This is a genomic window from Actinomadura rupiterrae (genome assembly GCF_024172125.1).
Lineage (GTDB): Bacteria > Actinomycetota > Actinomycetes > Streptosporangiales > Streptosporangiaceae > Spirillospora > Spirillospora rupiterrae.
In genome coordinates this window covers 434385-459897 of the sequence record NZ_JAMZEA010000007.1, presented here as the reverse complement: position 1 = coordinate 459897, position 25513 = coordinate 434385, and the positions used below count along the sequence as shown (strand labels likewise).

At 71.7% G+C, this 25513-nt stretch carries 23 protein-coding genes and 1 pseudogene; 17 read left to right on the top strand and 7 right to left on the bottom strand.

Annotated features, from left to right (window positions below):
• Nucleotides 1-88: 88 nt before the first annotated feature.
• Nucleotides 89-946, bottom strand: coding sequence for a family 3 encapsulin nanocompartment shell protein (locus tag FHU30_RS26465; protein WP_253879346.1), 858 nt, complete (start codon nt 944-946; stop codon nt 89-91).
• 314 nt (nt 947-1260) lie between these two features.
• Here FHU30_RS26465 and FHU30_RS26460 point away from each other — a divergent pair, with 314 nt between their 5' ends.
• From FHU30_RS26460 to FHU30_RS26445, 4 genes are read left to right on the top strand one after another with little or no spacing between them, the layout of a single operon-like run.
• On the top strand, nt 1261-4764 hold the full coding sequence (locus FHU30_RS26460; protein ID WP_253879344.1) for a type 2 lanthipeptide synthetase LanM family protein: 3504 nt from the start codon (nt 1261-1263) through the stop codon (nt 4762-4764).
• A 41-nt stretch (nt 4765-4805) separates the two neighbouring features.
• Nucleotides 4806-6068, top strand: a complete 1263-nt coding sequence (locus FHU30_RS26455) for a DegT/DnrJ/EryC1/StrS family aminotransferase (RefSeq protein WP_253879343.1) — start codon at nt 4806-4808, stop codon at nt 6066-6068.
• Nucleotides 6065-6976, top strand: a complete 912-nt coding sequence (locus FHU30_RS26450) for a sulfotransferase (RefSeq protein WP_253879337.1) — start codon at nt 6065-6067, stop codon at nt 6974-6976. Before FHU30_RS26455 ends, FHU30_RS26450 begins: the two co-directional genes overlap by 4 nt.
• The gene (locus FHU30_RS26445; protein ID WP_253879335.1) at nt 6976-7584 is read left to right on the top strand and encodes a nitroreductase family protein; all 609 of its coding nucleotides are present in this window, start codon (nt 6976-6978) and stop codon (nt 7582-7584) included. Before FHU30_RS26450 ends, FHU30_RS26445 begins: the two co-directional genes overlap by 1 nt.
• 144 nt (nt 7585-7728) lie before the next feature.
• On the opposite strand, the gene FHU30_RS26440 is transcribed toward FHU30_RS26445, so the two are convergent.
• The gene (locus tag FHU30_RS26440) at nt 7729-8421 is read right to left on the bottom strand and encodes an SDR family oxidoreductase (protein WP_253879334.1); all 693 of its coding nucleotides are present in this window, start codon (nt 8419-8421) and stop codon (nt 7729-7731) included.
• A gap of 70 nt (nt 8422-8491) precedes the next feature.
• Here FHU30_RS26440 and FHU30_RS26435 point away from each other — a divergent pair, with 70 nt between their 5' ends.
• Nucleotides 8492-9079, top strand: a complete 588-nt coding sequence (locus FHU30_RS26435) for a TetR/AcrR family transcriptional regulator (protein ID WP_253879332.1) — start codon at nt 8492-8494, stop codon at nt 9077-9079.
• 22 nt (nt 9080-9101) lie between these two features.
• Here the strand turns inward: FHU30_RS26435 and FHU30_RS26430 are convergent, their stop codons facing one another.
• On the bottom strand, nt 9102-9776 hold the full coding sequence (locus tag FHU30_RS26430) for a pentapeptide repeat-containing protein (protein ID WP_253879331.1): 675 nt from the start codon (nt 9774-9776) through the stop codon (nt 9102-9104).
• Nucleotides 9777-9862: 86 nt separating this feature from the next.
• Here FHU30_RS26430 and FHU30_RS26425 point away from each other — a divergent pair, with 86 nt between their 5' ends.
• Nucleotides 9863-10474, top strand: coding sequence for a TetR/AcrR family transcriptional regulator (locus FHU30_RS26425; protein ID WP_253879329.1), 612 nt, complete (start codon nt 9863-9865; stop codon nt 10472-10474).
• A 60-nt stretch (nt 10475-10534) separates the two neighbouring features.
• A complete protein-coding gene (gene atpB / locus FHU30_RS26420) occupies nt 10535-11317 on the top strand; it encodes a F0F1 ATP synthase subunit A (RefSeq protein ID WP_253879327.1) in 783 nt (260 codons plus the stop codon).
• Between the two features lie 21 nt (nt 11318-11338).
• On the opposite strand, the gene FHU30_RS26415 is transcribed toward atpB, so the two are convergent.
• Nucleotides 11339-12535: a cytochrome P450 gene (locus FHU30_RS26415; protein ID WP_253879326.1), complete on the bottom strand. Its 1197-nt coding sequence runs from the start codon at nt 12533-12535 to the stop codon at nt 11339-11341.
• A 139-nt stretch (nt 12536-12674) separates the two neighbouring features.
• Here FHU30_RS26415 and FHU30_RS26410 point away from each other — a divergent pair, with 139 nt between their 5' ends.
• The 4 genes and pseudogenes from FHU30_RS26410 to FHU30_RS47710 all read left to right on the top strand — a co-directional run bounded on the left by FHU30_RS26410 (nt 12675) and on the right by FHU30_RS47710 (nt 15479).
• Entirely contained in the window at nt 12675-13490 is an 816-nt protein-coding gene (locus FHU30_RS26410) for an SAM-dependent methyltransferase (protein ID WP_253879324.1), read from the top strand.
• Nucleotides 13491-13725: 235 nt separating this feature from the next.
• Nucleotides 13726-14412 (top strand): AAA family ATPase, encoded by a 687-nt coding sequence (locus FHU30_RS26405; protein ID WP_253879323.1) that lies wholly within the window; start codon nt 13726-13728, stop codon nt 14410-14412.
• Nucleotides 14351-14902: an AAA family ATPase gene (locus tag FHU30_RS26400; protein ID WP_253879321.1), complete on the top strand. Its 552-nt coding sequence runs from the start codon at nt 14351-14353 to the stop codon at nt 14900-14902. Before FHU30_RS26405 ends, FHU30_RS26400 begins: the two co-directional genes overlap by 62 nt.
• Nucleotides 14799-15479, top strand: a pseudogene (locus FHU30_RS47710) (RloB family protein). Before FHU30_RS26400 ends, FHU30_RS47710 begins: the two are co-directional and overlap by 104 nt.
• 3 nt (nt 15480-15482) lie before the next feature.
• On the opposite strand, the gene FHU30_RS26385 reads toward FHU30_RS47710, so the two are convergent.
• From FHU30_RS26385 to FHU30_RS26375, 3 genes are all read right to left on the bottom strand, one after another.
• Nucleotides 15483-17441, bottom strand: a complete 1959-nt coding sequence (locus tag FHU30_RS26385; protein ID WP_253879318.1) for a hypothetical protein — start codon at nt 17439-17441, stop codon at nt 15483-15485.
• A 129-nt stretch (nt 17442-17570) separates the two neighbouring features.
• On the bottom strand, nt 17571-19019 hold the full coding sequence (locus tag FHU30_RS26380) for a catalase (RefSeq protein ID WP_308211397.1): 1449 nt from the start codon (nt 19017-19019) through the stop codon (nt 17571-17573).
• 238 nt (nt 19020-19257) lie between these two features.
• Nucleotides 19258-20772 (bottom strand): PucR family transcriptional regulator, encoded by a 1515-nt coding sequence (locus FHU30_RS26375; RefSeq protein WP_253879315.1) that lies wholly within the window; start codon nt 20770-20772, stop codon nt 19258-19260.
• A 157-nt stretch (nt 20773-20929) separates the two neighbouring features.
• On the opposite strand from FHU30_RS26375, the gene uraD reads away from it, so the two are divergent.
• From uraD to FHU30_RS26345, 6 genes are all read left to right on the top strand, one after another.
• On the top strand, nt 20930-21445 hold the full coding sequence (gene uraD, locus FHU30_RS26370) for a 2-oxo-4-hydroxy-4-carboxy-5-ureidoimidazoline decarboxylase (RefSeq protein ID WP_253879313.1): 516 nt from the start codon (nt 20930-20932) through the stop codon (nt 21443-21445).
• Between the two features lie 79 nt (nt 21446-21524).
• Nucleotides 21525-21839 carry a hydroxyisourate hydrolase gene (gene uraH, locus FHU30_RS26365; RefSeq protein WP_253879312.1) on the top strand — a complete coding sequence of 105 codons (315 nt, stop codon included), beginning with the start codon at nt 21525-21527 and terminating at the stop codon, nt 21837-21839.
• Nucleotides 21840-21845: 6 nt separating this feature from the next.
• Entirely contained in the window at nt 21846-22745 is a 900-nt protein-coding gene (gene pucL, locus FHU30_RS26360) for a factor-independent urate hydroxylase (protein ID WP_253879310.1), read from the top strand.
• Between the two features lie 11 nt (nt 22746-22756).
• Nucleotides 22757-23632, top strand: coding sequence for an FAD binding domain-containing protein (locus FHU30_RS26355; RefSeq protein ID WP_253879308.1), 876 nt, complete (start codon nt 22757-22759; stop codon nt 23630-23632).
• Entirely contained in the window at nt 23632-24156 is a 525-nt protein-coding gene (locus FHU30_RS26350) for a (2Fe-2S)-binding protein (RefSeq protein WP_253879305.1), read from the top strand. Before FHU30_RS26355 ends, FHU30_RS26350 begins: the two co-directional genes overlap by 1 nt.
• The gene (locus tag FHU30_RS26345) at nt 24153-25511 is read left to right on the top strand and encodes an 8-oxoguanine deaminase (protein ID WP_253879304.1); all 1359 of its coding nucleotides are present in this window, start codon (nt 24153-24155) and stop codon (nt 25509-25511) included. Before FHU30_RS26350 ends, FHU30_RS26345 begins: the two co-directional genes overlap by 4 nt.
• Nucleotides 25512-25513: the final 2 nt, after the last annotated feature.

Here is a 25513-nt window from a genome sequence, read left to right as displayed (position 1 = left end):
GGGCTGAAGCCGGGGCGATGAGTTGGTCTGGGCGAGGAGCTGGTCTGAGGCGGGGAGCGGGGCGGAAGAGTGCGTCGTCGGGCGGGGGTCAGAGTTCGAGCAGGAGGAAGTGCTGCGGCAGGTGCAGGGCCAGGCCGAGCCGCATCGTCGCGACGATCGCGGCCGAGCCGTCCGGCGCGGAAGGACGGCGCAGCGCGAGCGTCGACTCCTCGCCGTCCAGCAGGGTGATCCCGGCGCGGAAGTCGCCGAGCAGCACCTGGTCGCGGTCGATCATGCGGGTGCGGGTGATGCGCAGGCCGGCCGCGTCCAGCGCGGGGAGCGCGCCGGAACCGACCAGCCGCCAGTAGTTCGCCGGGTGCATGACCAGCCCGTCGCACGAGCCGCCCATCTCCTCGACGCCGGCGCAGCCGTCCATCAGCGCGTCCAGCAGGCGCTTCGGCCCGGCCGAGCCGTGCCGCACGCCGGGCGCCGCGAGCAGCCCGGTGATCGCGCCGTCCGCGGAGCCGCGCAGCAGCACCTCGTTCTCGACCGTGCACAGCCGCACCACGACCCGGTGCTCGACGAACCGCGCGAGCAGCGCGGGGTCGGCGCACAGCTCGGCCGGGACGGGCACCCGCACCGACAGCTCGGTCAGCTCGGCCTTCGCCACGGACGGCCGGAACACCGCCTCGGGCGTGCCCGCGTAGACCGTGCCGGACCGCTCGCCGCCCTCCTCGTCGCGGAGTTCGCGCACGTAGCGCAGGGCGTGCTCGGTGACGGTGCCGCCCTTGGTCTGCTCGCGGACGGTCGGCCGGGGACGGGTGGAGGCGAGCGGGAACAGCGTGGTCAGGGGCGTCCGCACCCGGACGGCGGCGTCCCCGCCGCCGGCCCGCGCCACGGCGAGCGCGAATTCCTCGCCCACGCTGCGGCTGCGGAGGGCCGGATCGTCGATGAGGTAGTCCAGCACGGCGAACTCCCATCGTGTAAAGCCGTTTCCGGCGCGTTCCGGATCGCGGTCCGGCCGGTTCGGCGCACTCGATCTTGTCTGCGCCAGTTCGGAGACTAAGCAACGCGCGCACAAATGGAAAGGGGGTGGCGCAATCTTGTTGGATAAATACTGGCCGTGATAGAACGGGCCCAGCCGATTGGTCTCGGACCGTTCGAGGTGATGGGGTGCCGCAATTCATCGACGAACCGAACGCGGAACGTCACCATTCCCCCCGGGACCAGCGGCATATCCCATCCCCCGATGCCGCCCCGGCGCGCGGGAACTCACTCCCCGTGCGCATCCGGCGACCCCCGCCTCCCTCCGGCTCCTCCTATACCGACCCGGTCCTGGATCCGCTGACCGGCACTGGCCCCCGTCCGGCCCGCCGCCCTGCGCCCGCCTGCCCCGTCCACCCCACCCCGCCGCCGCTCCATACCGACCCCGCAAACGACGCGACAACCCGCGAGCCCCCCGCACCCCGCGAGCCGGCCCCGAAGCCCGGCCGCAGTGAACGACCCGGAGTCGAGCGCGGACGCGCAGCTTCGGCGGTAGACCGCGGAGGCAAACCCTCTGAGTGGGGGATTCCCTGGTGGGACGCTCTGCGGGCGAGTGAAGACGAGACGTCCGAGCCCGCCTGGCACCGCACCTTCCGCAATGCCTACGAGCACCTCGCGGAGCCGCACGAACTTCCCACCGACCAGCCTCATGCGGACGATCCGCCCGCCGAGCAGCCCCTTACGGACGATCCGCCCGACGACCTGGACCTTGCTGGCGGACTGCCCGACGACCTGGGGCTCCTTGAAATAGCTCGCCCCCTGCTGGCCGCCGCGCGCCGCAGGCTCATCGCCGCCCTCCCTGCCGACCTTGCCCAAGCCCTCTCAGTCGACCCGCCCTACGGCTGGCTCACCATGGCCGTCGAGCCGTCCCTAGCCCAGGAACTCCGCAAATCCGCCCCAACCCCCGTACCCGCGGGGACGCCCGTGCCTGCGGGGGAGGCGGGGGATGGCGGGGAGCGGGGATTTCGGGAGTTCGTGCGGGGGTTGCGGGAGCCTCGGCGGGCGGTCGAGGTCTGGGCGGCGTATCCGGTGCTCGCTCGGCAGGTGGTGGACGTGCTGGACGGGTGGGTGGGGGCGCGGATCGCGTTCGCGCGGGACCTTGTCACAGATCTACCTGCACTTCGGGACGTGTTCGGGGACGGGGACGCGGACGTGGACGCGGACGGGGACGTGGACGCGGGCGGGCTGGGCGGGCTGCGGTCGGTGCAGTTCGGGTCGGCTGAGACGCATCGGGGCGGACGGACCGTCGCGCTCGTCCGGTTCGAGAACGCCACGGTGGTCTACAAGCCGCGCGGGTTGGGCATCGACCTGGCCTTCGACCGGTTGCTCGGGTGGTTCAACGAGCGCGGGCCCCGGTTCCCGCTGCGGCGGTTGACGTTTCTTGATCGCGGTGACCACGGCTGGTGCGAGTTCGTCCAGGCGGCGCCGACCGCCGAGGCCGACGCGCCCGCGCTGCTCTGGCGGACGGGCGCCCTGCTGGCGCTGATGCACGCGGTCGGTGGCTTCGACCTGCATGCGGACAACGTCATCGCGGACGGTGCGGACCCGGTCGTCATCGACCTTGAGGCGTTGTTCCACACCGAACTCACGCAGCCGCTCGTCCGGCGCGCGCGGCTGGGTGATCCGGCGGCCGAGCGGTTGGCCACGTCCGTGCTGCGCACCGGGCTGCTCCCCGGTCCGCTGGTCATGCCGGACGTCTTCACCGAGCGTCCGTTCGGCGTGGACATCAGCCCGTTCGGGCCCGTCGAGCGCAGGACGCTGATCCCGACACCCAAGGTCGAGAACCCCGGGACGGACCGGATGCGCGTCGGCCGCGGCTACCGGACCGTCCCCGCGCCTCCCGGACGCGCACGCCACGAGGACGGCACGCCTCTCGACCCGCGCCCGCATCGGGACGCGCTGCACGAAGGGCACCGCTTCGCCTACCGCCTCCTCGCACGCTCAGGCTCCGCCCTCCTGACCTCCACCGACGCCCTCCTGTCGTCCACCGATGGAGAGGACGCTCCGCTCGCGGGATGCGCGGACGTCTCGATCCGACTCGTTCAGCTATCCACCTTCCTGTACGTCCGGTTGCTGCTGGAGAGCTGGCGCCCGGAAGCCATGCGGCATGCGGACGAGCGGGAACGCGGCCTCGCCCGGCTGGACGCGGGATGGCCCGGTGTCCCGGAACGCGAGCGCCTCATCGACGTCGAACGTGACGCGCTCTGGCGCGGCGAAGTCCCGGTCTTCGAACTGCGCCCAGGCCACCGCCACCTCTGGCTGGAGGACGGAACGGTCCTCCGGGACGTCCTCCCCAGCACACCCCTCGCCGAGATCGCCGAACGCCTCGACTCCCTGAACGAAGACGACCTCCGCTTCCAGACCCGCATCATCGACATCGCCCTGGAAACCACCCCGCCGCCTCTCACATCCACGCCCACACCAACGCCCAGCACCGCATCGCCGCCGTCCCCTCCCACGAGCACCGGGGGAGGTCCGGAGGGTGGCTACGCGGGGGCGGTCTCCTTGGAGTGGGCGGGACGGGTGGCGGACAGGGTTGCCCAGGAGCTGGACGAGACGGCGGTTCGCGACGGCGGCGGCCGGATCGGGTGGATCACATCCGAGTGGGTGGACGGCACGTCGCGGCGCGTCGCGGCCGCCGGGCTTGATCTGTACAACGGTCTGCCTGGCATCGGGCTGTTCCTCTCCTACTTCTCGGCTCTCACTGGTAACAACGCGCGACTGGCCGAGAACGTTGGGGACGAAATCGGACGACGTTGCGAGCTTGCCGCCGAGATGCCCACCCGCGACGACCGCTTTCGCCTGCACGGACTCGGCGCGGTCTACTACCTCGCCCACGCCGCGGCCGTCCATCAGCGGCCTGACCTGGCCGAATGTGCTCGGGCGACGCTGATCCGCCAGGGCGTGCCCGAGGAGTCGGACGCGCTGGACGGCGCGGCCGGCACGGTGTTCTCGGCGCTCGCGCTGCATGCCGTCCTGCCCGATGACGCGATCCTCGACATGGCGCGGGCCGCAGGCGATCAGCTCCTGGTGAGAGCGCCTGACGGACCGGGGTTCGGCTACGGCGCGCCGGGCGCTGCGGTTGCGCTCGCTCGCTTGCATCGGCTGGTGCCGGACGCGCGGTACGCGGAACGGGCGCGGCGTTTGCTGCTGTCCGCCCGTCCGGAAGATGGAGCCGGATGGTGCCGAGGACCCGAAGGCACCGCGCTCGCGCTGAAGGAACTCGGCGAAGGCGACGACGAGCTTGCTGCGCTGCTCGAACGAGCGCTTGAGGCCGTCCGCCGGCGCGAGACCGCGCCCGATGACGGCAACTCGTTCTGCCACGGAGCGCTGGCCCGGGTCGATCTCCCCAAGCTGGCCCGGGTCGATCTCCCCGAGCTGGCTCGGATCGATCTCCCCGAGGGCGCGAGCATGCCCCCAACGTTCGCCGCGATGTCCGCGATGCCCGAAACGAGCGGGCCTGTGCTGGTCGCGCGCGGGACTTCAGGGGCGGGACGGGCCGTGCCTGGACTGTTCGCCGGGCTGGCGGGGATCGGGTTCGGAGCCCTCCGGATGGCGCGTCCGGACGTCGTGCCCAGCCTGCTCGCGCTCGCGCCGCCGTCACCGCTGCCGCAGCCGCAGCCGCAGCCACCGCAAGCGCCACCGCAAGCGCTGCCGCAAGCGCCACCGCAAGCGCTGCCGCAAGCGCCGCAGCAGGCGTCGTCCCCGCAGCCGCCGCAGGCGCAGTCGCCGCTGCCTTGATGTTCCGCCCCACGACCCGCCCGCTCCCTGGAGGATCCCAGATGTCCGTGGACGTCGAACCGGACCGACTCGCCATCGACGGCGCGCGGCCGGTGCGCGCCGAGCCCTGGCCGACCTATGACAAAGGCGACGTCTTCATCGAGGACGAGGATCTCGACCTCGTCCTGGAGACGATCCGGGCCCGCCTGTACTTCCGTTACGACCACCGGCCCTACGAGCTGACCCAGACCGGCGGCCTGGAGCGCGACCTCGCCGCGTTCTTCGGCGTTCCGCACGCGCTGGCCTGCGCCAGCGGGACGACGGCGATCGCGCTCGGGCTGCTCGCGCTGGACCTGCCGCCCGGCTCGGCCGTGGCGTGTCCCGCGTTCACGTTCGCCGCGACGCCGAGCGCGGTCCGGCTGGCCGGGCACCGGCCGGTGCTGGTCGAGTGCGACGACGACCTGCACCTGGACGTCGCGGACCTGCGCCGGCGCATGACACCGGAGGTCAAGGCGATCGTCGTCGTGCACATGCGCGGCTTCGCCTCCGACATGGACGCCGTCCTGGAGGTGGCGAGGGAGTTCGGCGTCCCGGTCGTCGAGGACGCCGTCCCGGCGCTCGGCGCGCGCCTCAACGGACGTCCGCTCGGGACGTTCGGGGACGTCGGGGCGTTCAGCACGCAGTCCGACAAGTCGCTGAACACCGGCGAAGGCGGCTTCCTGCTCACCAGCGACCCGAACGTCCACGCGCGCGCGATCGTGTACGCGGGCGCGTACGAGGGGCGGATGGCGCGGCACTTCGACGGCGACCCGCCGCCGGTGGACGACCTGGCGATGCCGATTTTCGGTCTCCGGATGGACGAGATCAGGGCGGCGCTCGCGCGCGGTCTCCTGCGCCGGCTCCCTGAGCGGCTGGCGGCGCACCACCGCAACCACGACCGCGTGGCGGCGGGCCTCGCGGAACTGCCGGACGTGGCACTGCGCCGTCCGGTGGCCGATCGCGCCTACCTCGGCGAGGCGCTGGTCTTCCGGGTTCCGGACGCGTCGTCCGCGCAGACCGCGTGGATCGCGGCGGCGCTGCGGGCCGAGGGCATCGCCGCCCGCGCGCTGGGCGATCCCGGCGACACCAACGTGCGCGCGTTCTGGAACTGGCGGTTCCTGTTCCCGGACGCGGCGAAGGCGCGCGCCGAGTTTCCGGTCACCGCGCGGCGGCTGGACGAGGCGATCGACATCCCGCTCTCGGCGAACCTCGGCGAGCGGGACTGCGACCAGCTCGTCCAGGCCGTCCGGAAGGTGCTGGCGGCGCGCGGCGGGAGGGGCGCGTGACCCGGGTCCTCTACATCACGGGCTGGTGCCGCAGCGGGACGACCCTGATCGGCAACCTGCTCGCCGAGCTGGACGGCGTGGAGCACGTCGGCGAGCTGCGCTACCTGTGGACGAACGGCGTGCTCGGCACCGGCACCAACCGGCTGTGCGGCTGCGGCGACAAGATCGAGGACTGCGGTCTCTGGTCGGCCGTCCTCACCCGCGTCGCCGGGGACGACCCGGACAAGCGGCGCGAATACGCCGAGCAGGCCGTCCACCGCCAGGACCTGTCGCTGAGAACCCGCCACACCCGCGCCCGCCTGTCCACCGCACGCCAACCCGAAGCGGTCGGGGACATGGTCCGGCTGTACGAGGCGATCGCGGCGGAGTCCGGCGCGTCGGTGATCGTGGACAGCGGCAAGTTCCCGGCCGAGGCCGCCGCGCTCTGCCGGGTGCCGGGCGTGGACGTCCGCGTCCTGCACGTCGTCCGCGACCCGCGCGCGACGGCCGAGTCCTGGCGGACGGTCAAGGAGTACATCCCGGCCATGGCCCCGGGGCGCAGCACCGGCTACTGGGTCGCGTTCAACCTCGCGTCCGAGCTGATCGGGCGCGCCTTCCCCGAACGCTACCTGCGCGTCCGCTACGAGGACTTCACCCGCGACCCGCGCGCCGCGCTCCAGCGGATCATGCGGCTCGCCGACCTCACCGGCGAACCCCCCGTGGACACCGAAGGCAACGCCGTCCTGCACGTCAACCACACCGTGACGGGCAATCCGGACAGGCTCCGGCGCGGCCCGCTGCGGGTCCGGCGCGACGACCGCTGGCTGAGCACGCAGCCCCCGCGCGACCGCGCGCTCGCCACCGCCGTCGCCCTGCCCCTGCTGCCCGCCTACCGATACCCCCTCGTCCCCCGCCGAAAGGGAGTCTGATGGAGTTCAGCGAGGTGCTACCCCGTCGCCGGATGGTCCGCCTGTACCGGCCGGACCCCGTTCCCGAGGACGTCCTGGACGGCGTCATCGCGGTGGTCCGGCGGGCACCGAGCGCGGGATTCAGCCAGGGCCACCGGGTCGTTGCCGTCACCGACGCGGAGACGCGGACCCGGATCGCGGAGATCGCGAACGAGCGCTGGTACCTGGACCGCGGGCGCGAGCCGTGGCTGTCGGTCGCGCCCATCCTGCTGGTGCTCGGGGTCAGCGAGGACGCCTACCACGAGCGCTACCGGCGTCCCGACAAGGTGAACGCCGAGGGCGCGGAGATGACCTGGCCCACCCCGTACTGGTGGGTGGACTCCGGCGCGCTGATGATGCTGCTCCAGCTCGCCGCCATCGACGCCGGCCTGGCCTCCGGTTTCGCCATCGTCCACCGGACGGACGAGCTGAAGGAGCTGCTCGGCATGCCCGGCGACGTGGCGGTCGTCGGGATCATGACGCTCGGCTACCCGGCGGAGCCCCCGGACGGCGACCCCGCGGACCGCGCCCGCCTCCGCTCGATGCGCAAACCCCTCGACCACCTCGTCCGCCGCAACCGCTGGTCCTGACCCGGCCCCCGCCGTGACATGAGCCCCGGCCCGGTCCGGCAAGGGACCGGGTCGGGGACCGTCGCTCGTCGCGGTGTTCGTCGCGGTGTTCGCCGGGGCGGCGATCTGGATCGATCGACTTCGCCGGTTCGGCGAGTTGGTCCGCTACGAGATGGTCGCGCCGCCGTCGACCGGGAGGATCGTCCCGGTGACGTACTCGGCGGACACCAGGTAGGCGATCGCGTCCGCGACCTCCTCGGCGCGACCGGCGCGCGGCACCGGGAGGGCGCCGGTGAACTGGTCGAACGCGCCGGTCCGCTGCTCCTCCGGGATGAAGGACCACCACGGCGTGTCGATCAGGCCGGGGGAGACGGCGTTCACCCGGACGGGCGCGAGCTCGGCCGCGAGCGGCGGGACGATCCGCTCGATCGCGCCGTTCACCGCCGCGAGCACCGCCGTGCCCGGGTTCGCGGCGCGCGCGGACGCGGCCGACAGCAGCGTGATCGAGCCCTTCACCCGGCCCTGCGCCAGCCTGATCACGGTCAGGTAGGCGAACAGCTTGCCCTCGAACATGGCCCGGACGGCGTCCGCGCCGACCTCGGCCACCGGGCCCATCGCGATCCCGCCGGGGCTGAAGGCGAGGACCAGGTGGTCGATCTCGCCCGTCCGCTCCAGGAACTCGCGGACCTCGGTCTCGTCGGCGCAGTCGACCTGCTCGGCCGCGGTCACGACCGCCTTGAGCTCGGCCAGCCGCTCGGGGTCGCGGCCGGTGACGATCACCTCCGCGCCGCGCCCGGCGAGCCGCTCGGCCGCCGCGCGGCCGATGCCGGAGGTGCCACCCATGATGACGACGCGCATCCTGCGCTCCTTTTCTAGACGTTGCGTCTCGATATTAATCCGAGACGCGGCGTCTTGTAAAGTGGCGGGCATGACCGGACAACGCGGCCCGGGCCGCCCGCGCAGCGAGGCGGCGCGGCGGGCCATCCTCGACGCGGCCATCGGCGAACTCCAGGAGCGCGGCTACGGCGCGCTGACCATGCAGGGCATCGCGGCCCGCGCCGGCGTGGGGAAGCAGACGGTCTACCGCTGGTGGCCGTCCAGGGCCGACGTCGTGCTGGAGGCCGTGATCGAGTGGGCGGACGAGGCGGTCGCCCTCCCCGACACCGGCTCGCTGGAGGACGACCTGGACGCGTTCCTCGCCGCGACCTTCCGCCAGCGCGGGCAGCGCCCGCTGCTGCTGGGGCTGATGGCCGAGGCGCTGCTCGACCCCGCGTTCGCGACGCAGTTCCGCGACCGCTTCCTGTTCGCCCGGCGCGCCGCGTTCCGCTCGATCCTCGACCGCGCCGCCGCGCGCGGCGAGGTCGCGCCGGACGCCGATCCCGAACTGCTCATGGACGTCGTCTACGGCGTCCTCTGGTACCGGCTCATGCTCGACCACGCCCCGATCGACGACGAACTCGGCCGCCGCCTGAGCCGCCTGGTGGCCCGCGAGGCCGCAGCCCCCAAGCCCCCCTGATCCTCCTGTGCCGGGTCGGCGGTTAGTCGGCGATGGTGATGCCGAGGGCGTGGACGAGGGAGGGGAGGAGGGAGCGGGCGTCGGACGGTGCGACCGTCGCGCCGTCCAGGCCGTCCACGCCGCCGAGGCCGGACAGGTCGCAGCCGTCGAAGCGGACGTCCCGCATGGACGCCTGGCTGAACTGCGCCGCGACCAGCGTGCAGTTCTCGAACCGGACGTCGCGCAGCTCGGCCTTCTGGAAGTTGGCCTCGGTGAGGTTGCAGTCGCGGAACACCACGTTCCGGAGGACCGCGAAACGGAATCCGGCCAGGTCGGCGCGGCAGCCGTCGAACGTGACGTCGCGCAGGCCCGACTCGCTGAACTGGGTGCCGGTCATCCGGCAGGTGGTGACCGCGGCGTTGAACAGGCGGGAGTCGAACAGCCGCAGGTTGGCGAGGTCGCTGCCCCGGAACGCCACGTCCGCGAAGCCCGCGCGGTGCAGCGTGAGGCCCGCGAGGCGCGTGTCGGTGAAGCGGCAGCGCTCGAACGTCACGTCCTCCGGGTCGTCCTCGGGGGTGAACAGGTCGAGCGCGCCGAAGTCGAGGGACAGGCGCTTGGCGTCGTGGACGAGCTCGGCGTCGTCCCGTCCGGCGGGGGTGAGCTCTCTGGGCAGGCGCGGTGCGCGCGGGGATTTCGGACTCGTGCTGGACCCGGACATGCCGCCGACCGTACCCGACGCCTTCGCGCCCGCGTGCGCCGTACGCTGGCCGGATCGGATTCCGGGAGACGGGAGGGCGCGGCGCGGTGCCGAAGAAGGTCGACCACGAGCAGCGGCGCAGGCAGATCGCCGAGGCGCTGCTGCGGATCGCCGGGGACCGCGGGCTCCAGGCGGCGACGATGCGCGAGGTCGCCGCGGAGGCGGGGGTGTCGCTCCGGCTCGTCCAGTACTACTTCGACACCAAGCAGGAGCTGCTGCTCGGCGCGGTCCCGTTCCTGGGCGAGCGGATGTCGGCGCGCATGATCGCGCGGATCGGCGAGGAGGCCGGCGGGGCGTCCCCGCCCCCGCCGCGCGCGGTCCTGGAGGGCGCGCTCACCGCCGTCATGCCGCTGGACGATGAGGGCCGGCGGCTCTGGCGCACCTACAACGCCTACTTCGTCCTCATGCTGGACGACCCGGAGTTCGCCGAACGCGTCGGCGCTCCGCATCACAGCGCGACCGACCGGTTCCTGGCCGACCACATCACGCGCGCGCAGGAGGCGGGCGAGATCGACCCCGAGCTGGACGCCCTGACCACGGCCGCCGGGCTGTTCACGATGGCGCAGGGGCTCGGCTCCGGCGTGATGGCCGGGCACCGGGACGGCCCGGAGGCCCGCGCGATCCTCGCCTACCACCTCGACCGCCTCTTCCGACGTTAGTGGTACGCCTGTACCATATCTACTTGGTACAGGCGTATCATCATGCCTCGGGAGGGCCGCATGCCGACCGCGTCCGACGACTTCCACGCCCCCGGCGGCGAGCTGTTCCAGTGGGGGCCGCTGTGGCCGGGCGTGCTGCCCCACTGGGTCACCAAGCCGGTTCTCCTCATCGTCCTCTCCGCCGTTGCGGTCTGCCTCTTCTGCTGGCGCGCCTTCGGGCGTCCGTCGCTGGTCCCGCGCGGCGTCCAGAACGTGGGGGAGCTCGGCTACCTGTTCGTCCGCGACCAGATCGCGCGGCCGATGATCGGCAAGGACGGCGACCGCTGGATGCCGTTCCTGCTGCCGCTGTTCCTGTTCGTCCTCGCCATGAACCTCATGGGGGACGTCCCGGTCCTGCAGCTGCCCGCGACCTCGCACTTCGCGATGCCGCTGCTGCTCGCGCTCGTCTGCTACGTCCTGTACCTGGTGGTCAGCGTCCGGACGCAGGGGTTCGCGGCCTACTTCAAGAACGTCATGTTCCCGCCCGGCCTGCCCGCCTGGGTGTACGTGCTCTACGCGCCGATCGAACTGCTCCAGCACCTCGTCCTGCGGCCGTTCACGCAGTCGGTGCGGCTGTTCGCGAACATGTTCGCCGGGCACATCCTGCTGGCCTTCTTCGCGACCGTGGCCTGGTGGTTCCTGCTGGAGAGGCCCACGGTCGCGGGGTTCGGGCTCGGCGTGGTCGGGGTGGCGATGTCGGTGCTGCTGACCGCGTTCGAGATCTTCGTGCAGGTCCTGCAGGCGTACATCTTCACGCTGCTCGCCGCGTCCTACATCGGCGGCGCGCTCCACCCCGACCACTGAGGCCGAGCTGCGGCCAGCCGCTCAGTGCCGGGCGGTGATCCGGGTCGGGAGGGCGACGAAGCCGCGGTCGTTGGACGAGTAGATCCGCTTCACGCCCGACTCGTCCAGCTCGAAGTCGGCCACGGCGGACGCGATCTCGGTCAGCGCCACGCGCGCCTCCAGCCGTCCGAGCGCCGAGCCCAGGCAGTGGTGGCGGCCGATGCCGAACGAGAGCGCCCGGCCGGTGTCGCGGTCGAGGTCGAAGGCGTCCGGCGCGTCGAACACGCGCGGGTCGCGGTTGGCGGAGCCGAGCAGGGCCAGCACGCGGCCGTCCTTCGGGACGGTCACGCCGTGCAGCTCGACGTCCTCGGTCGCGGTGCGCGCGAGGGCCTGCGTGGACGGGTCGTACCGCAGCGTCTCCTCGATCCACGCGTCGACGCGGCCGCCGCGCAGCGCCGCGGCGCGGGCGGACGGGTGCGTCCAGGCCGCGTGCCAGCAGTTGCCGAGCAGCAGCATGGACGTCTCGATCCCCGCCCCGACCAGCAGGATCAGCACGCCGACGATCTCCTCGGGGGAGAGCCGGTCCTCGCCCTCCGACGCGTCCAGCAGGCCGGAGAGCAGGTCGTCCCGGCGCTCCTTCGCGCGCTCGATCGTCAGCTGCGTGTAGTAGCCGACCAGCTCGCCGATCGCGGCGAGCGCCTCCGGCGGCAGGTCGGTGACCGGTCCGGGCACGTCCTCCGGCCGGTGCATGATCGCCGAGCCGAGGTCGCGGACCCGGTCCCGGTCGGCCTCCGGGACGCCGACCAGCTCGGAGATCACGTCGGTCGGGAAGCGCGCGGCGAAGTCCGACATCAGGTCGAACTCCCCGGCCTCCAGCAGCGGTTCGAGGTAGCCGCGGGCGATCTCGCGCAGCCGCGGCTCCAGCGCCGCGACGCGCTTGGCGGTGAACGCCCGCGACACCAGGCCGCGCATGCGGGAGTGCTTGGGCGGGTCCATGGCGACGAACGAGAAGAACCGCTCGGCGTCCGGGCCCCAGAACGCGGGCTCGATCCGCAGCCCGTTCACGCTGGAGAACCGCGCCGAGTCGCGCAGCGCGGCCTCGACGTCCTCATGCCTGGACAGGACCCAGATGTCGTCCTCGTCGTTCCGGTAGACCGGGGCCTCCTCGCGCAGGCGCTCGTACACCGGGTACGGGTCCTTCTGGACGTCGAAGTCGAAGGGGCTGTAGCGGACACTCATAGGGAAGGGCCTTCCGCGTCGTCGCGACCGAAGCGCACCGATCATGACCGGAATCCACCCGGCATTCCACCCCGAACGCCCGAACCGCCGCCCGTCCGGCACAATGATCAGGCAGGAGCCGCCCGAATCGAGGTGCCGTGTGAGCGTTGAGCGCGCCCCCCGGGGGATCGACCCCAGCAAGCCGCATCCCGCCCGCCGGTACAACTACTGGCTCGGCGGCAAGGACAACTTCGAGGCGGACCGCGTCTCCGGCGAGGCCGTCGCGTCCGGCTTCCCCACGATCCGGCTCGCCGCGATCGAGAACCGCCGCTTCATGCAGCGCGCCGTCCGGCACCTCGCGCGCGAGGAGGGCATCCGGCAGTTCCTCGACATCGGCACGGGCCTGCCGTCCGCCGGCAACGTCCACGAGATCGCGCAGGAGATCGACCCGTCGTCCCGCATCGTGTACGTGGACAACGATCCGATCGTCCTCGTGCATGCGCGCGCCCTGCTGACCAGCTCGCCCGAGGGCGCGACCGCCTACCTCGACTCCGACCTGCGCGACCCCGGGCGCATCCTCGCCGACCCGGTCCTCCACAAGACGCTCGATCTGACGAAGCCGGTCGCGCTGCTGCTCGTCGCGATCACCCACTTCCTCACCGACGAGGACGACGCCTACGGCAAGGTCGGCACCCTGGTGAACGCCCTGGCCCCCGGCAGCCACGTCATCATCACCAACGCGACCGCCGACTACCTCACCCCGGACGAGCTGGCCGCTGTCAACGAGGCCAACCAGCGCAGCGGCATCCCCTTCCGCAACCGCTCCCGCGCCGAGTTCGCCCGCTTCTTCGACGGCCTGGACCTCCTCGACCCCGGCATCACCTCCGTCGTCGAATGGCGCCCCGACACCCCACCCGAACACCGCCCGCCCGTCGAGGACGTCTCCATGCACTGCGCCGTCGCCCGCGTCCCCTGAGTCCCGAAGGTCCCGGCCACGTCACCGACTCATGTGATTGCATGGAGTTACTGGCCTCGTGCGCGAGTTTTCGGCAAGCTTGCGGGGTAAGCCGGGAATGAGAGGGGGCTTCGATCCAGATGATGCTGAGTTTCCGCACTGCCAACCATCGTTCGATCAGGGACGAGCAACAGTTGCTCCTCACCTCGTCCTACGCTTCGGACTTCCCGAGGCGCCCTCGTGGCAGGCGCTCCCGGTGGTGGGGGTCTTCGGCCCCAACGCCTCGGGCAAGTCGAATCTTTTCGATGCCCTCCGATACGCGCGAGCGATGGTGACCGGTTCGTTCCGGGAGAGCGAGCCCGACGCCGGTGTGCGGCGGTACCCCTTCGCGGGCGCGGACGGCGCCGCCTCATCGAGCTACGTCACCGATGTGTCGATCGACGGTGTGCGACACACGTACGGCTTCTCGGTCGATGACGGCGGTGTCGTCGAAGAATGGATGTACAGCTACCCGCGCGGCCGTGAGCGGACGGTGTTCCATCGGACGCGAGACGGCTACCGGTACGGCGAGAGCACTCCGCGAAGCCTGAGGGAGATCGAGCAGTTCACCGAGCCGAACGTGCTGTTCATATCGGTCGCCGCACGAACGCGCCAGGAGTCGGTTCGCCCAGTTTATGACTGGTTCGCCAGCGGTGATTTTCGTGACCATTCCACCGGGAGAGGCTTCGGCCGGCGGCACATGCGGACCCTGCCGGGATGGGAGCGGGCGGGATACCTCGACCGGCTTTCCACTCTGCTCCGTGCCGCTGACACGGGAATCGAACGGGCGGAGATCCGTGAGGAGGACGACGCTGAGTACCACGCGCGAATGAAGTTGATGGATGAGATTTCCCGGGCAGGCGGCGCGGGAGCGACTCCGTCGTCTCAGCCTTCGCCACCTTGACGGGGCGGAGGGTTTCTCGCTGGGCGTCGATGAGGAGTCCGCAGGTACGAGGGCGCTGCTCGACCTGAGTCTTCCGACGTTCTACTCGCTCGACCGGGGCAACCTCCTGGTGGTGGACGAGCTGGATGCCAGCCTGCATCCGTTCCTCAGCGCTCAGCTGATCAGGCTGTTCCAGGACCCGGAGACCAATCCGCGCGGTGCCCAGTTGGTGTTCACCAGCCATGATCCCTCCCTTCTCGGTCGCGTTCAGGGGGTCGAGGTGCTCCACCGGGACCAGATCTGGTTCACCCAAAAAGGTGATTCCGGGGAGACCGAGCTGTTCCCGCTCTCCGAATTCAAGCCTCGCAAGGATGAGAACCGAGAGCGCCGGTACCTCGCAGGAAGGTATGGTGCCGTGCCAGTCGTCAACGATGAGCTGTTCATCGCCGCATTGGCCGCTCGTGAGGAACCCGCCGATGTCCCCCAGAACTCCGAAGCCCAGCGGATGTAAGCAAACGAAAGGGGCAGTGGCCAGGACCACGGATCTGCGGCGTCGTCCCAGTGGTGCCAAGAAGGAAAGAGCCAGTTTTCTGATCCTCTGCGAGGGGAAGACGGAGAAGCGGTACTTCACGGGAATGCGCACGCGGCGTGGTCCTGAGCTCGCCGTCGACGCACCGGGTGGTGATCACGTCGGGGTGGTTCGCGAGGCCGTCCGGCGCTGCACCGATGAGTACGACGAGGTCTGGTGCGTCGTGGACACCAAGCTGGACCGCGAGCTGATCGGTCGGCTGCGCGCCGAGTCCTCCGGCACTCCTGTCGAGTTCGCCCTGTAGACCCCGAGTTTCGAAACGTGGCTGCTTCTGCATCACACGGACCGCGCGGCACCGTTCGCCTCGGCGGAGCAGGCGAAGAAGACGCTGTCGAGCATAGTGCCCGGCTGGAGCGAGGCGAAGACCAGGTTCACCGACTTCGAAGCCGGAGTCGACCAGGCATGCGAGCGTGCCAAGAAGCTGCATGAAGGTGAGCGGGATCCGCATCTGAATCCTTACAGCGATGTCTGGCGGCTGGTGGAGCGCATTCTCTGGTGACGCCTACTGGCGGGAGAGGACTCGGGTGGCGCCGGTGATGATGGTGGTGGCGAGGATCCAGCCGGAGGCCACGAGGGCGGCGGCGAACCATTGGTCGGTGCCCTTGGGGGCGAAGGCGCTCTCCTGGCCGAAGCTGATGATGGGCAGGAGCAGGTCGAGCGTGTAGAGGAACGGGTTGAAGCGCGGGTGCTCGTCGGGTTTCAGGACCGGCGGGTGATGCCAGGTGAAGATGAGCGTGCCCAGGGTCAGCAGGGCTATGAGCCAGGTGGCGGCTCGCATGGGGCGGTAGCCATAGCCGACCGTCCAGTCTTGGACGTAGCCCCAGAGGCGTTGGGGGAGCGCATGGACGCTTCGGCGGCGGCGTTGTTTCGCTAGGAGGACGTCTCGGGCGGCGCCTTCGTGCCCTGTGCGCCGGTAGACGGCCGCTAACTGCTCGTAGGGCTGAGGGATGTAGCCGTCGGTGTCCCGTGTCAGGAGTTGGAGGCGGGGGCCTACCGGCATGGGACGGTGCAGGGTTTCGTAGACGAAGCCGTCCAGCCGGACGGCTTCGGGCCACGCGCTGGGGAAATCGGCCAGGACGTTGGTGGTCGCGTGGCGCAGGTCGGCTTGGCCTAGGAGTTTCGTGGTTTCGGCGAAGCGCAGGATGCCGGTGCGGGAGCGTTTCAGTTCCAGGTCGCCGTCGATCGTCGCGCTGTCGAAGCAGAGATCGCGGGCGATCTCCGCGGACGTGAACGAGACGCGGCCCCGGGCGGTGAAACCCTTGCAGCAGTCCACCGAGCCGCCGACCTTGACGCGGGCGCCGGTGACGCCGTCCATGCGGGCCTCTTTGAGCGTGAGGCTGGCGGTCACCTGCGCGTCGGTGAGGTCGAGAGCGCCGGCCAGCCTCGTCCGCCGGAGGCTCAGGCCGCCTCCGATGGACGCGGTCGCCAGCGTCACGGCGATGCCGCCGGGTTGCGAGACCCGGGAGTCGAGCAGGTGGAAGCCGCCGCCGACGCGGGCCCCGGAGAAGGTCAGCCCGCCCTCGGCGGAGAAGCCGTCGCACAGCCGGACGCTCCTGCCGATCTCGGTGTTCGGAGCGTAGAGCGCCTGGCCGCCGGGGTTGGCGAGCGTCGCACCGTCCATGAGCAGCGTGCCGGTCAGCGTGCTGCCGCGGAGCGTGACGCGGCCCTCGGAAGTGAAGCCGCCGGACATCTCCAGCGTGCCGTCCACCTTGAGGGCGCTGGCGCGCAGGGCGTCGCCGCCGGGGTTGGCGAGGCGGGCGCCGGTGAGGTCGCAGAGCCGCCCGATGCGGGCGTGCTGGAGGCGGAACTCGCCGGACGCCTCCATCGCGCGGGCGAAGAGGCCGTCCCCGATGGCGAGGCCGTCGCCGTCGAAGGCGACGTCCGGGGCGGAGAGGTGGGCGGCGTCGAGTTTCAGGGTCTGGCCGATGCGGGCGTTCCAGAGGCTGACCTTGCCGTCGATCGCGGCGTCGCGGAAGCTCAGGTCGCGGCCGACGGTCAGGTAGTCGGCGCGGACGGCCGGGTCGCCGCGCAGCTCGGCTCCGGTGAGATCCAGGATGCCGGTGATGTCGGTGCCGTCCAGCCAGAGCGTGCCGTCGCAGCGGCATTCGAGGAGGCTGAACGCGCCGGTGATGCGGGTTCCGAGCGCTTGGAGCCCGGGCAATCGCGCGCGCACGAGGGTGAGGGCGGACATCTGCGCGCCGTCCAGGACGGGTGCCTCATCGAACTCGCAGCCGACCAGGATCAACGGATGCGGGACGGACGCTAGGGACAGGTCCAGTTGCCCGGTGACGCGGGCGTTGAACAGCCGGACGGCAGGGGTGCGGCCTGGCTCGACCGGGCGGACGCCCAGGGCAAGCGCGGCGATGACCGAGGCGCGGACGGGCGCTCCGGCCAGGTCGGTGGCGAGCGATTCGGGGAAGGCGTCCCAGAGGCGTTGTTCCGGTTCCGTCAGATCGTCCACATCGGATGGGACGCGGTGGAGCCGGGGTCGGTTGCTGAGGTCGGCCACTAGGGGCGCGGCCCCGTCCGGGGTGGAAGTCGGACGGGGCCCGCCTCGTGTGTCCGGTCATGGGGAACCGGACGGGGTCCGTCAGGAGCGGCGCTCCTTGACGGCCGTCTCGACCGCGTGGCCGTACGCGGGGTCGGCGGCGCGGAAGTGCGCGATGGCGCGGTCCACGATCGCGTCGTCCGAGACCCGGGAGAGGCCGCCCGCGATGTTGGCGACGAGCCTAGACTGCTCGGCGCCGCTCATCAGCCGGTACAGCGCTCCCGCCTGCGAGAAGTGGTCGTCGTCCCGGTGGAGGACGGGCTCGTGCGCGCCCGCGAGGCCCGAGACTTCGATTCCTGTGGCCAGCGGCTTGTTCGTTTGGGCCGGGCCACCGAAACTGTTCGGTTCGTAGTTCTTGGCCCGTCCGGCATTGCCGTCGAAGCGCATCGCGCCGTCCCGCCCGTAGTTGGACGCGGACGTGGCGTGCGGCGCGTTCACCGGCAGTTGCGTGTGGTTGACGCCGAGCCGGTAGCGGTGCGCGTCGCCGTACGCGAACAGGCGTCCCTGGAGCATCTTGTCCGGGGACGGCCCGATTCCCGGGACGAAGTTGTTGGGCGAGAACGCCGCCTGCTCGACCTCGGCGAAAACGTTCTCCGGGTTCCGGTTCAGGACGAGCCTCCCCACGCGCACGAGGGGGTAGTCGGCGTGCGGCCAGACCTTGGTGAGGTCGAACGGGTTGAACCGGTAGGACGCGGCGTCCTCGACGGGCATGAGCTGCACGGACAGCGTCCAGGACGGGAACATGCCGCGCTCGATCGCGCGGTGCAGGTCCTGCTGGTGCGAGTTCGGGTCGCGTCCGGCCAGCACGGCCGCCTCGTCCGTGGTCAGGCACTTGATGCCCTGGTCGGTCCTGAAGTGGTACTTCACCCAGTGCGCGCGCCCCTCGGCGTTGACCCACAGGTAGGTGTGCGAGCCGAACCCGTTCATGTGCCGGTAGGTCGCGGGGATGCCGCGGTCGCCCATCAGCCAGGTGACCTGGTGCGTCGCCTCGGGGGAGTGCGACCAGAAGTCCCACACGTTCTCGGGCTCCTGGACGCCGGTGTACGGGTCGCGCTTCTGCGAGTGGATGAAGTCGGGGAACTTCAGCGGGTCCTTGATGAAGAAGACCGGCGTGTTGTTGCCGACAAGGTCGTAGTTGCCCTCCTCGGTGTAGAACTTCACGGCGAAGCCGCGCGGGTCGCGCACCGCGTCCGCGCCGCCGAGCGAGTCGGCGACGGTCGAAAACCGGACGAACACCTCCGTTCGCTTCCCGACCTCGGCCAGGAACGCGGCATGGGTGTAGGAGGTGACGTCGTCGGTCACCTCCAGATGGCCGTACGCTCCGGCGCCCCGCGCGTGCACGACGCGTTCGGGGATCCGCTCGCGGTTGAACCGGGCCAGCTTCTCGACGAGCTGCTGGTCCTGGATGAGTAGCGGCCCGCCGGCCCCGGCGGACGCGCTGTTCTGGTTGTCCGCGACGGGCGCCCCGGACTCGGTCGTCAAGTGGCTCACTGTCACCTCCGTGGTGACGCCGACCGTACGGAAGGGGCTCCGGGGCCGGTCAAGGACGGCCCCGGAACTCTGTACGAAGCTCCGCCCAGGCGGGCGCCGCCCGGCCGCGAACTCCGCCGGATCCTCCAAAAGCCGGCGGTCAGCCGAGGCGCAGCGCCAATAAGCGCCTCGCTCAGCCGAGGCGGAGGGCCAGGAAGCGCCTCGCTCAGCCGAGGCGGAGGGCCAGGAAGCGCCTCGCTCAGCCGAGGCGGAGGGCCAGGAAGAAGTCGACGCGGTCCTCCAGACGGGCCAGGTTGCGGCCGGTCAGCTCCTCGATGCGCTGGATCCGGTAGCGGACGGAGTTGACGTGCAGGTGCAGCTGCTCGGCGCAGCGCGTCCATGATCCGGAGTGCTGGAGGAAGGTCTCCAGGGTCAGGATCAGGTCGGCCTTGTGCACCTCGTCGTAGGTGCGCAGCGGGTCGAGCAGCCGGACCTTGAACATGTGCCGGACCTCGTCCGGCACGGACGCCAGCAGGAGCACGTGCGTGGCCAGCTCGTCGTGCCCGACGACCGCGACGGCCTCGCCGCGTCCGGCCGAGAGGCGCCGGGCGTAGCGGGCCTCCTCGACCGCGCCGCGCAGCTCACCGGCGGCGACGACGTCGCTCACCCCGACCGCGAGCCGGTCCCCGCCGAGGCCGGGGGCGAGGGCCTGGAGCGCCTGGTGCGCCTCGCCGGCCACGTCGTGGCCCCGCTCGACCTGCACCAGCGCGACCGCCTCGTCGTCCAGCAGGCCGACGACCGGGCTCGGGCCGGGCATCGCCTCGCGCAGGACGGTCCGCAGCTCGCCGGGCCGCAAGCGTCCCGTGGCCGTGGCCGAAACGGCCGCGAAGGTGGCGGTGGCGTCGAGGCCGGTCAGCTCCAGCCGCGGGACGACCTCGTCCGCCGCCGCGCCCGACACCACCAGCCGGACGAGCTCCTGCGTCAGCCGCCCCTCCACGCTGAGCCGATCGTCCAGCCGGGCCCGTTCCAGCGCGACGATCGCGGTCAGCTCGGACATCAGCGCGCGCCGCTCGGCGGGCCAGTCCTCCACGTCGCCCGCGCAGGCGATGAACCAGTCGGCGACCCGCGCGGTGGTGTCCGGCGCGACGGGGAAGATCGACAGGTCCGGCGAGGTCAGCCGGTGCGGCAGGCGCGGCGCGGTGAGGAACACCCGGGCCAGGCCCTCGGGGTCGTCCGGCGGCCCGGCACCCGCGACGACGCGTCCGGTGGGGGTCAGCACCCAGCAGCGCATGCCGAGGTCGCGGTCCACCAGCTCCAGCACCGGGCCGAGGCCCGCGCCCTCGCTGACCCCGGCGACCAGCTGCCGGTGCCGGTCCAGGACGGCGGTCAGGTCGGCCGCCCGCGCCCCGGACAGCCGCCGGACGACGTGCTCGGTGACCGTCGCGAACGCCACGTCCTCCGGCACCCGGAACAGCGGGATCCGGTACTGGGCGCAGGCCTCCACCAGGTCGGCGGGGATCGTCCCGTTCACCGCGTCCCAGGCGGCCAGGGCCGAGACCCCGGCGCGGGCGAGGGCGCGGACGAACACCTGCGAGTCGTCCGGGGACGTCCGCCAGACCAGCCCGGTCAGGACCAGCTCCCGGCCGCTCAGGTAGCGGCCGGGGTCGAGCAGGTCGGTGGTGACCACCCAGCGGACGACCCGGTCCAGCTCGTCGTCGCCGGTTACCAGCTCCAGCCGGATTTCGGGCATCGCCAGCAGGGAACGCAGCCTCATAGGGCCGAACGTTAACCCACGGTTCACGTGCGGAGGCGATTGGAGCAACGCACGAAATCCACGGTGAGGTGCCGTGCGGAGTTCGGACTTCCTGTCTCTCGACCTGCCGGGCGGCGGCTGTGTGTACTCGTGTCAACCACCGGAAAGGGGAGGCGGAGTGCTGGACCGGTTGAACGCGCTGCCCGAGGACGCGGCGGAGGCGGAGCTGCTGACCTGCTGCGCCTCCCGGCGCTGGGCGGCCGAGGTCGCCGCCGGGCGGCCCTACGACGACCCGGCCGCGCTGGCGGCGGCCTCGGCGAAGGCCCTGGACGACCTGGACTGGGCGGACGTCCGGGAGGCCCTCGACGCGCACCCCCGGATCGGGGACCGCGCGAAGGGCGAGGGCCGGGAGGCCCGCTGGTCGCGCGGCGAGCAGTCCGGGGCGGCGTCCGCCGCGGACGAGACCAAGCGCTTGCTGTTGGAGGGGAACCGGGCGTACGAGGAGCGTTTCGGGCACGTGTTCCTCATCTGCGCGACCGGCCGGACCGCCGAGGAGATCCTCGCCGACCTGCGCGTCCGGCTGGGACACGACGCCGAGACCGAGCGGTCCGCGGTCCGCGCCGAACTCGCCGCGATCACCGGCCTCCGCCTGGCCAAACTGATCGAGGGTCCTGAATGCCGCTCTCCACGCTGACCGAGGGTTCTGAATGTCGCTCACCACGCTGATCGAGGGGGCCCGGAGGCCGCTCTCCACGCTGATCGAAGGGGCGTGAATGTCGCTCTCCACGCACGTGCTGGACGCCGCCCGGGGACGGCCCGCCGAGGACGTCCGCGTCCGGCTGGAGCGGCGGGACGGCGCCGGGTACCGCGAGATCGCCGCGGCCCGGACCGACGCCGACGGCCGGATCCGCGACTGGGGCGGGGCCGACCTGGCCGCGGGGACGTACCGGCTGGTCTTCGACACCGCGGAGCTGTCGGACTTCTACCCCGAGGTCGCCGTGGCGTTCCGGATCGCCGATCCCGGTCAGCACTACCACGTGCCCCTGCTGCTGAGCCCGTTCGCCTACTCGACCTACCGAGGGAGCTAACCCCCCATGGCCATCGTTCTCGGCCCCAACCGCTACGGGAAGGCGGAGACGCGCGTCGTGCGCGTCACCAAGGACGGCGGGACCCACCGCATCAAGGACCTGAACGTCAGCGTCTCCCTCTCCGGCGACATGGACGAGGTGCACCTGACCGGCGACAACGGCTCGGTGCTCCCCACCGACACGCAGAAGAACACGGTCTTCGCGTTCGCGAAGAAGTACAACATCGGGGAGATCGAGGAGTTCGCGCTGCTCCTGGCCCGGCACTTCGTGGACTCCCAGCCGTCCGTCCACCACGCCCGGGTGGAGATCGAGGAGTACGCCTGGGACCGGATCCCGGTGGAGGACAACCCGCACCTCGGGTTGCGGGACGAGCAGCACTCGTTCGTCCGGAACGGCGCGGAGACGCGGACCTGCCTCGTCCACAGCGACGGCACGGACGGCGAGGAGTCGGTGGTGTCGGGGCTGACGGACCTGGTCGTCCTGAATTCCACGGGCAGCGAGTTCCACGGGTTCATCAAGGACGAGTTCACGACCCTCGCCGAGACCAGCGACCGGATCCTCGCGACGGCGGTGACGGCGCAGTGGCGGCACCGGGGCACGTCCTCGGACTGGGGACGGTCCTACCGGCGGGCCAGGCAGTGCCTTCTGGAGGCGTTCGCCGAGACGCACTCGCTGTCGCTGCAGCAGACGCTCTACCAGATGGGCCGCCGCGTGCTGAACGACCGGAGGGAGGTCTGCGAGGTGCGGATGGCGATGCCGAACAAGCACCACTTCGTCGTGGACCTGGAGCCCTTCGGGCTGGACAACCCGAACGAGGTCTTCTTCGCGGCGGACCGGCCGTACGGGCTGATCGAGGGCTCGGTGCTCGACGACGACGCACCGCAATCGCCTTCGGCCTGGAAGTGAGAGGCTGAGATATGGAGTTCCTACGGCCCGTGACCTGGGCGGACGCGCTGGCCGCCAAGGCCGGCCAGCCGGACGCGCTGCCGATCCAGGGCGGCACGGACGTCATGGTCGAGATCAACTTCGACGTGCACCGGCCGCCGGCGCTGCTCGACCTGAACCCCGTCCGCGAACTGGCGGAGGTCGAGACGCTGCCGGACGGCACGCTGCGGGTCGGCGCGGGCGTCCCGTACGTCCGGCTGATCAACGAGCTGGGCGACCGGCTGCCCGGCCTCGCGCAGGCGTCCCGGACGGTCGGCTCCCCGCAGATCCGCAACCGGGGCACGGTCGGCGGCAACCTCGGCGCGGCGTCGCCCGCCGGGGACAGCCACCCGCCGCTCCTCGCCTCGGACGCCGTGATCGAGGCCGAGTCGTCCGCCCGCGGCACCCGGCTGATCCCGGCTGTGGATTTCTACAAAGGCGTCAAGCGGAACGCCCTGGAACCGGACGAGCTGATCCGCGCGATCAGGATCGCCCCGGCGTCCGGCCCGCAGTACTTCTCCAAGATCGGCACCCGGAACGCGATGGTGATCGCCGTCTGCTCGTTCGCGATCGCCCTGCACCCGGACGAGCGCCGGGTCGGGACCGGTGTCGGGTCCGCCGCGCCGACACCGCGCCGCGCGACCGCCGCCGAGGAGTTCCTGTCAGCCGAGCTGGACTGGGACGCCCGCGGCCCGCTGTCGGTATCGGTCGCGCAGCGGTTCGGTGAGCTGGTCAAGGAGGCCGCCGCGCCGATCGACGACGTCCGCGGCACCGCGGACTACCGCAAGCACGCCCTGTCGGTGATGGCGCGCCGCACGCTGACCTGGGCCTGGAACGACCACCGCGCGACCCGAGAGGAGGCGTCCTGATGCGCGTGAACGTGACCGTCAACGGCTCGCAGGAGGCCGTGGACGATGTGTGGGAGGGCGAGTCCCTGCTGTACGTGCTGCGCGAGCGGATGGGCCTGCCCGGCTCCAAGAACGCCTGCGAGCAGGGCGAATGCGGCTCCTGCACGGTGTACCTGGACGGCACCCCGGTGTGCTCCTGCCTGGTCGCGGCCGGGCAGGTGGAGGGCCGCGAGGTCCGCACCGTCGAGGGCCTCGCCACCGCCGGACGCCGCGATGCCGCGGGGGACACCGCCGGACGCGCGGCCGCCGGGCACGACGAGCTGGACCCCGTCCAGCAGGCGTTCCTGGAGGCGGGCGCGGTGCAGTGCGGGTTCTGCACGCCCGGCCTGATCGTCCAGTCGCACGACCTGATCGAGCGGAACCCCGAGCCGTCCGACGCGGAGATCCGCGAGGCGCTCGCCGGGAACCTGTGCCGCTGCACCGGCTACGAGAAGATCCTCGACGCCGTGCGGCTGGCCGCGAAGCGGAAGGCGTCCGCCGAATGAGCAGCAGCCTGATCGTCATCGAGAACGCGTACGTCGTGACCGTCACCGGGGACGAGTACCCGGACGGCCACATCGTGATCGAGGGAGACCGGATCACCGCGGTCGGCGCCGGACCCGCGCCCGTGGCCGGCGGCGAGCGGATCGACGCCAGGGGCTGCCTCGCCACGCCCGGCCTGGTCAACTCGCACCACCACCTGTACCAGTGGGCGTCCCAGGGCCTCGCGGCCGACAACACCCTGTTCGAGTGGCTCGTCGCGTCCTACCGGGTCTGGGCGAAGATGGACGCCGAGGTCGTCGCGGGCGCCGCGTCCGCCGGGCTCGGCTGGCTCGCCAAGTCGGGCTGCACGACGTCCACCGACCACCACTACGTCTTCCCGAAGGGGCGCGGCGACCTGTTCGCCGCCGAGATCGAGGCGGCGCGCGAGCTGGGCGTCCGGTTCCAGCCGTGCCGCGGCTCGATGGACCGGGGCGCCTCGCACGGCGGCCTCCCGCCGGACGAGGTGGTCGAGGACATCGACACGATCATGTCCGAGACGTCCGCCGCGATCGACCGGTACCACGACGCGTCCTTCGGCTCGATGCTGCGGATCTCCGTCGCGCCCTGCTCGCCGTTCTCGGTCACCAAGGACCTGCTGGTCCGGTCCGCAGAGCTGGCCCGGGACAAGGGCGTCCGGCTGCACACCCACCTCGCCGAGACGCTCGACGAGGAGGAGCACACGCTGCAGCAGTTCGGCATGACCCCGACCGAGTACATGGACTCGATCGGCTGGCTCGGCCCGGACGTGTGGCTCGCGCACTGCGTCCACCTGCACGACACCGACGTCAAGCGGCTCGCGGAGACCGGGACCGGCACCGCGCACTGCCCGTCGTCCAACGCGCGGCTCGGCGCCGGCATCGCCCGGGTGTCGGCGCTGCTGGAGGCCGGTGCGGCGGTCGGGCTCGGTGTGGACGGCGCCGCGTCCGCCGAGATGGTGCCGCTGGCCGGGGAGATCCGGCAGGCGATGTACTTCCAGCGCGCCAAGCACGGCCCGACCGCGCTGACCGTCCGGCAGGCGCTGGAGATGGCGACCATGGGCGGCGCGCGCTGCCTCGGCCGGCAGGACGAGATCGGCTCGCTGGAGCCGGGCAAGCTCGCCGACATCGCGCTCTGGCGCGTGGACGGCTTCCACGCCGCGGTCGACGACCCGGTCGTCGCCTTCGGCTACGGCGCGACGCCGCCGCTCGCGCGCCTGCTCGTCGGCGGCCGGACGGTCGTCCAGGACGACACGCTCGTCACCGTCCCGCAGGACGAGGTCGGACGGCGCGGAGCCGCCGCCCACCGCCGCCTCATGACCCTCGCCGAGGAGGTCCTGTAGCC